The sequence below is a fragment of the Photorhabdus kleinii genome (assembly GCF_025384885.1).
GTDB lineage: Bacteria > Pseudomonadota > Gammaproteobacteria > Enterobacterales > Enterobacteriaceae > Photorhabdus > Photorhabdus kayaii.
In genome coordinates this window covers 22,376-29,402 of the sequence record NZ_JAJAFY010000055.1, presented here as the reverse complement: position 1 = coordinate 29,402, position 7,027 = coordinate 22,376, and the positions used below count along the sequence as shown (strand labels likewise).

The window sequence follows — 7,027 nt, the reverse complement described above, 5'->3', positions numbered from 1 at the left end:
GATTCGCCGCCGCCTTTGCCAATACCTGCACATCCTTCACCGCCGCCGTGCTGGTTAAGGTCGCCGTGACCTGCCCCTGCGCGTTACTCACCGGGCTGCTCTGTTTCGTCAGTTTTAACCCGTCAGCCTTTAAATTTGTCTGCCAGTCAATCTCAATCGGTTTATCCGCTACCGGTTTACCATAAGCATCCACCACCGTCGCCGTGAAGGTATAACTGTCAGTGCCGTTGTTGTAGAGTCCGCTGTCTTTGTCCACCGTCACACGGGTGACGCGATAGCTGCTACTGGTCTCAGTAAAACTGACTTTTTTATCCGTAGTAACACGTTCACCATTAATACTGACGCTGACTTGTATATCGGATAATGGCGTTGTACTTGTTAATGTTGCAGTCTGTTGTCCATTTTTATCTGTTGCCTCTGAATCAGGCTTTAATTTCAATCCAGGATCTTTTTTATCCGTATCCCAAATCAATTTTGCATTTTCTATCGGCGTTTTTTTGTCAGCGCCAAGCAGAGTAGCTGTATAGACATATTTCGCATTTCCATCAGCAATTAAAGGATCGGTTGTATTAACACTCAAAGAAATATTACGTTGTAATACATGAGCTTGTATTTGCACCCTTAGCTGATCATCTTTACTTGTACCTGTTATAGTATAGTCATTTTTTCCATCAGGCTGATATTCCGGTAACTGAATGGTATAACCATTAGTACTTTCTATATTTAGAATCCCGCCATTCTTCTGGAATAACTCAGGCATATCCCAAATCATATTTTTGAATGGAGTATCAGATTGAATTTGTATTGGTTTAGCTTCACCACCATAACCACTAATTTCTAATACAGGAACCAGTAACCTAAAATGTTGCTGTTTTTTCAAATAATTCAAAATAATATTATTATTTCTTTCAACTAAGTCGTAACGACTCCCTGCCAAGCTTCGTAGTGAAGAAACATTCTCTGGTGACAGTTGTTCTGATAACGGAACACCAAATCGGTAATTCACATTGAATGAAAATATACCATCACTTTTACCCTCTTTCCCTAATTTATAGTCAACTCCTGCTGTTATCAGTGGAATTGGCGTATAATTTACGCCAATAGTTGCCGCATAGGGATCTTTTTGTCTATTGTTAGTTCCAAATAATGCAACATTATCACCAAAATATTGTTCATATTTTATTTTAGCGCCGAGTGAGGGCATCGAAGGTAAATACATGTCGGCAATAAGGTCATAACCATTGGCAGGGCGCTCATAATAATTGGTTAAATCACGGGAATTATGCCAATTACTCAAGCGAAAATATGCGTTAGCAGACATTTTTAGGTAGTTAGTCCATAGTTCACCACCCAGGCTGAATCGGCTATTATTGCCGGTTAAATCATTATCGTAAAAAGTATTCGCCCCATACATCCAGTCATTTATGAATAAACGGGTTCCAACACCTAAATTCACAGTGTCACGGCTATCTTTATGACGATATCCATATTGACTATAAACAAGCCAGTGATCTTTATCATCATAGAAAGGCACGAGTAAGTCTACGGAACTTTCATCCAGGTGCCCATGATGATCAACATTTAAATTAATTTTAGCTGTACCAAACTGTGATAACCACTTTTGAGTATTATTTGTTATCTGACTATTTAACTTGTTGACAATATAATCCTGAGCTAATTTTTTCGGATCTTTATTTAATAACCCAAGGAATTCAGGGCCACGAGAGAGGATTAAAGGAGGAGTATTTTGATTATCATCTTTAGGATCATTTTCATATAACTGAGGTATTTTTGGTTTTTCACCGCTATCGTTTTTTCCTACTATGCTTCTCTTTGATAAAAAATTACCACATCTCCTCGGCTCTGATCGCTTTTTCTCTTTATAAGTAACGTTTTCGTGTAATTTATTGCCAGCCTGCTCGGTTATCTGTTTTTTGCTATCAATATTATGCTCTATAACTGCTTTTGGGTATTCCTGGCAATTTTCAATACCAATCAAAGACTTTACTGGTTCAGATAAAGCAGGATAACTTTTTAGTAGCATAATCGCTGAAAATAAAAAAAAGACGATTAGCACACTTTTATTACGAAAAGTACGATTAATGTTCATCAGAAATACCATAAAGTCATTGCCGTTATATTCAGTTGTCACTACTAAGCACAATAAATTACTTTCTATGACTTTGTATAATGAAAATAAATTATCAGTCGATAACCATAAGTAATCACTTAGCAAAATAAAAGTCGTCGTAAACGCTTTCCTAATCCAGTATTAAGTATTTATACAATTTTCTGCTTATTTGTAATCACTGAGTTCGCACTCAGTGATTATGGTTATTATGATTTTTCCGGCAGTTGAACTCGAACATTAATCACTCGTCCATCGGGGATATCGCATAGTTCACCATCATTATAATAAATGACTTCTCCATCACCATTAACGCTCTTGACGCGCCTATTTTGAGCAAATATCGGCGCATCTTTATTTTGACGATGATAACATTCGATGGTTATATTGCCATTAGATGGATCTACTGATTCACAAACCCAAATCAGATTTAACCCGTTGCTATCTGCTGGGACGATAGTACCACCGTGAATTCCCCATGCCCCATCTTTAGCGAAACCGTTGCAACCGCTAATGCGATATTTCCCTGTCTCTATCCGCTCAACAATCATACCTTCCGCTTCACGAGTTAGATCATAAGTTCCGTCTGGATGAATATTCACTACGGGGCTGGATACTTTGAGATTGCCGTTAGTATCGGCGATACAGTTATCATTAAAAACTGCAATAGGATTACCGTTATATTTCAACTTATCGCCAACTGTCAGCCTGCCATATTTTTTTTCATTGCAAATATCAAAATCCGATGACCCATCACCTGGAAATCCAACGTAGGCGGTTCTTGTTACCCCTTCATAAAACTGCAAATATGCATGTCCGCCTGCATCGTATGTTACGTTAAAAACACCCCCAGCCCCCTTTAAATTTGCCGACCCGGCATCAATCCGACCCGCCGGAGAAACAGAGAAAACCAGATTGTTATTAATATACGCCGCCAACTCTCCACCAATTGTTAATTTGCTAGATTTTTTTTCGTTGCAAATATCAAAATTCGGTGACCCGTCACTTGGAAATCCAACGTAAGCCGTTCTTTTTGCCCCTTCAATAAACTGACAATATGCATGTTTACCCGTGTCATGAGTTATATTAAAAACTCCGGCATTCCCCCTTATATTCGCCGACGCAGCTTCAATCTGACCCACAGGAGAAACAGAGAAAACTCGTCTGCCATTAATATCTATCGTATATCCGTAGGTATCGACGCTACCTCCACGCACAATACCGGTTTTAATATAATTGTCATACCAATTGTAAAGCGTAAACCCAACTATCTCACTTGTCGGTTTAGCTCCCTGCAAAGAAACTAACATAGTCGCATTACGTTCAGTAGGCAGTGTTTCAACCTGTTTAAACCTAAAATACTGTGGATAATTTCCACCACTGGCCGATACCGCATTTTTCGCCAATTCCACTGTTTCCGATAAGCCGAGGTTTTTTACAAACGCGTTTTTATCAGGAATATCTGCGCCATTTTGATTTTTTGCCAATCGGTTATTAGCATTATCATTTACATCAGAAACAAGCTTCTGCGTTACCGCGAGGGTATTGCTATTACCTATTTTATCTGTGAGCTGAGTAACACCTTTTTGTGTTAATGAAGCATTTGGTACTTCTATTGCGATTTTTTGTTCTAACGCTCTATTTAATTGAACAATAAGTTTAGCTATATCCCCATCATCCAGAATATCATTGCCGGAATATGTTGCGATAAAATCAGCCACGACAGATGTTATTGTCGACGACTGACGTAATACCTTGTTGAGTAAATGAGTAGTAATATTTTCTGGTGGAAACCCCGTCTTTAAACTCCGGCTTTCTTCATATCCTTCTTGACTCACCACATTAGCATTATTACTAATAGAAAAAGCTTTAAAATCATTTTTTTGACTCATATATCCTCCTAAAATAAAAAAACATCATTTCATAATCAACATGTTGGATTATCGTAAAAATCGTTCTACATAATTTATTTAAATTATAGTCTATCTAGAAAAAACAATAATAAAACTTTCTTATGACTTAGGTAGTTAACTATTTTTGTACCACTGGCAATAATAAAAAATTTAATATTTTCAAACCAGACAGATATCAAAACTATTTGTGCTTAATATCTGTAAATGACTTTTCTCCTTCCAATTTCCTCTCGAAAATTTTCGTAACAATATTTCCAGGCTTTCAAACTGAACTTTGTACTTGTCGCCGCCGACAGGTAAACTATCCTCCTTTTTGTTTTACTGTCAAAAGTGAAGAAAAATAGTGAGTAACATAAAACTAATCGTCGGTCTGGCTAATCCCGGTGCTGAATATGCCCAAACCAGACACAATGCCGGAGCCTGGTATGTTGATCTACTCGCTCGGAGCCATAATCAATCACTAAAAGAAGAGAGTAAATTTTTTGGTTACACTGCCCGGATTAATATGTGCGGTCATGATATTCGTCTGTTAGTGCCAACGACATTTATGAATCTCAGTGGTAAATCTGTCGCTGCCCTCGCCTCCTTCTACCGTATTCAACCGGATGAAATTCTGGTGGCTCATGATGAACTCGATTTACCGCCAGGGGTGGCAAAAATGAAGCTGGGTGGTAGTCATGGCGGTCATAATGGCTTGAAAGATATTCAGAACAAATTTGGCAATAACCCTAACTTTTATCGCTTACGTATTGGTATCGGCCATCCCGGCGATAAAAATAAAGTTGTTGGTTTTGTGCTAGGCAAACCACCAGCCAGTGAACAAAAGCTGATTGATGATGCAATTGATGAAGCTCGGCGTTGTACTGATATCCTGATGAAACAAGATATGGATAAAGCGATTAACCGCTTACATAGCTTCAAAGCCAGCGTTTGATGACATGGAATCGATAAATCTTGTCTGTAAGATCGTGATAGCCCGTTATTCCGTGTATAATGGCGCCAATTTTTTTGACTCATCGAAAAGGCTGATACAGCCTTTTGATTTATAAGTAAATTAAGGTGAAAATCATGGGATTCAAATGCGGTATCGTTGGCCTGCCTAACGTCGGAAAATCAACCTTATTCAATGCGCTGACTAAAGCAGGTATCGAAGCAGCAAACTTCCCGTTCTGCACCATTGAACCTAATACGGGTGTAGTCCCTATGCCAGATCCACGGCTTGAACAACTGGCTGAAATTGTGAAACCTCAGCGAATCTTACCAACCACAATGGAATTCGTCGATATTGCTGGTCTGGTGAAAGGCGCATCAAAAGGTGAAGGCTTGGGCAACCAGTTTTTGACTAACATTCGTGAAACAGAAGCTATCGGCCATGTTGTGCGCTGCTTTGTCAATGACAATATCATTCACGTTTCCGGTCAAGTTGATCCTGCTGCTGATATTGAGATCATCAATACCGAACTGGCCCTTTCCGATCTGGACACCTGTGAACGAGCCATTCATCGTGTCCAGAAAAGGGCCAAAGGTGGCGATAAAGATGCCAAAGCAGAATTAGCGGCACTGGAAAAATGTCTGCCTCATCTGGAACAAGCGGGTATGTTGCGGGCGTTGGATCTCAGTACCGAAGAGAAAGCGGCTATCCGCTATTTGAGTTTCCTGACGCTAAAACCCACTATGTACATCGCTAATGTCAACGAAGAGGGTTTCGAAAACAACCCTCATCTGGATGCGGTTCGTGCGATCGCAGAAAAAGAGGGGTCAGTGGTCGTACCGGTTTGTGCCGCGGTAGAAGCGGATATCGCCGAGCTGGAAGATGATGAACGCGCAGAGTTTATGGCTGAACTTGGCCTAGAAGAACCCGGTTTAAATCGCGTTATCCGCGCTGGCTATCAGTTACTGAATCTGCAAACTTACTTCACTGCCGGCGTGAAAGAGGTTCGAGCATGGACCATCCCAGTTGGCGCAACCGCACCACAAGCAGCCGGTAAGATCCATACTGATTTTGAAAAAGGTTTTATCCGCGCACAAACCATCTCTTTTGAAGATTTCATCACTTACAAAGGTGAGCAAGGGGCAAAAGAGGCCGGTAAGATGCGTTCAGAAGGTAAAGACTATATCGTTAAAGATGGCGATGTAATGAATTTCTTGTTTAATGTGTAAAACTTTATTCAGAATTCTTAGTTCAAAAAAAGTCTATGTAGGTACATAGACTTTTCAGGCCGCTGAAAATAATGAGGTTGGCTTGAAAGGCATTAAAGTGATGCAAGCCTTACAGAAAGGTCAGGCATCACCGAGATATTATGACCATTCTCAGGGCCAAATGCGCTTAGTACGGGCAATAAATTACAGGTTCAACTGAGCCTGTATTTTTTCTATCTCCTTTATCCACTGCTGCTGAAGGTGCGGTTTCTGGTGAGCGATTTTTCGCTTCCTATCGACCTCCAGTTTTTCTTCAAGATGAAACAGGCACTCCAGTAATTGCTCTTCCGGCAATAAGGATGGTTGTAACCTGTCGTTAACAATGTGGGAGGTATAACAGCCGTGCTCCTTATGGTTACTTTGCTGCTGACCCATCTGTTCAATTTGCTGATAGATAGCCTCAACATCGTAATACTCTTCCAATTGGTTGTTATTGATAAACCAAAAACGCTGACAGCTATTTTCGATCAACCAGCGAATGGCTAACAACAAGTAATGCACCACTAAATGTCGCAATTTGCTCACACAGTGCTTCTTTACCTTCAATATCCAGGTGGTTAGTCGGTTCATCCAGTATGATCAATTCATACTTCGCCAGACTCAATCCTATAAACAACAATCTTGAACGTTCTCCACCACTGAGGGTAGCCACTTTTTGCTGATGGCGCGAGTAAGTAAAACCAGCGCCAATCAGAGCCATCTTACGCTGTTCATCTATCAGTGGTGCAAATGGCCGTAACTCATCTATCAAGCTGTCGTTATCATGCAATTGATGTAATGCCAGTAA

General features: G+C 40.2%; 4 protein-coding genes and 1 pseudogene. 2 read left to right on the top strand and 3 right to left on the bottom strand.

The features are described from left to right. Positions 1 to 2,110 (bottom strand): inverse autotransporter beta domain-containing protein (locus LG003_RS19550; RefSeq protein ID WP_262981436.1); only part of this gene is annotated, 2,110 nt, incomplete at its 3' end. A 227-nt stretch (positions 2,111 to 2,337) separates the two neighbouring features. Then, positions 2,338 to 4,020 carry a phage tail protein gene (locus LG003_RS19545; RefSeq protein WP_262981435.1) on the bottom strand — a complete coding sequence of 561 codons (1,683 nt, stop codon included), beginning with the start codon at positions 4,018 to 4,020 and terminating at the stop codon, positions 2,338 to 2,340. A 364-nt stretch (positions 4,021 to 4,384) separates the two neighbouring features. Here LG003_RS19545 and pth point away from each other — a divergent pair, with 364 nt between their 5' ends. Both pth and ychF read left to right on the top strand, forming a co-directional pair. Continuing rightward, positions 4,385 to 4,975: an aminoacyl-tRNA hydrolase gene (gene pth, locus LG003_RS19540; RefSeq protein WP_262981434.1), complete on the top strand. Its 591-nt coding sequence runs from the start codon at positions 4,385 to 4,387 to the stop codon at positions 4,973 to 4,975. A 134-nt stretch (positions 4,976 to 5,109) separates the two neighbouring features. Next, complete coding sequence (gene ychF / locus LG003_RS19535) at positions 5,110 to 6,201, top strand: redox-regulated ATPase YchF (RefSeq protein ID WP_112877001.1); 1,092 nt, start codon at positions 5,110 to 5,112, stop codon at positions 6,199 to 6,201. 183 nt (positions 6,202 to 6,384) lie between these two features. On the opposite strand, the pseudogene LG003_RS19530 reads toward ychF, so the two are convergent. After that, a pseudogene (locus tag LG003_RS19530) lies at positions 6,385 to 7,018 on the bottom strand (ATP-binding cassette domain-containing protein); the annotation flags it as partial. Positions 7,019 to 7,027 lie beyond the last annotated feature (9 nt).

Bases quoted from the DNA above. Each gene is read 5' to 3' on its own strand.
- LG003_RS19545 (WP_262981435.1), bottom strand. From the start codon at position 4,020: ATGAGTCAAAAAAATGATTTTAAAGCTTTTTCTATTAGTAATAATGCT.
- ychF (WP_112877001.1), top strand. From the start codon at position 5,110: ATGGGATTCAAATGCGGTATCGTTGGCCTGCCTAACGTCGGAAAATCA.